At 53.0% G+C, this 279-nt stretch carries 1 protein-coding gene; it reads left to right on the top strand.

Going from position 1 to position 279, the window contains the following annotated elements; genetic code table 11:
* Positions 1-279: 30S ribosomal protein S4 (gene rpsD / locus L5849_RS15820; protein ID WP_236926320.1), on the top strand; the 279-nt coding region annotated here is incomplete at both ends.

Raw genomic sequence — 279 nt, 5'->3', positions numbered from 1 at the left:
GATTCGTACCGCCGCTCGTGAACTGCTTACCCTCGATGAGAAAGATCCAAGACGTCTGTTTGAAGGTAATGCTCTGCTGCGTCGCCTGGTTCGTATCGGAGTGCTCGATGAACAGAAGATGAAGCTCGATTACGTGCTCGGTCTGCGCCTGGAGGACTTTCTTGAGCGCCGTCTTCAGACCCAGGTTCTGAAGCTCGGATTGGCGAAGAGCATTCATCATGCTCGTGTTCTGATTCGTCAGAGGCACATCAGAGTGCGTAAGCAAGTCGTGAACCTGCT

It is taken from the genome of Erythrobacter sp. SN021, assembly GCF_021864455.1.
Note: the sequence above shows the minus strand (reverse complement) of the source record. Positions and strands in the feature narration are given on the sequence as shown.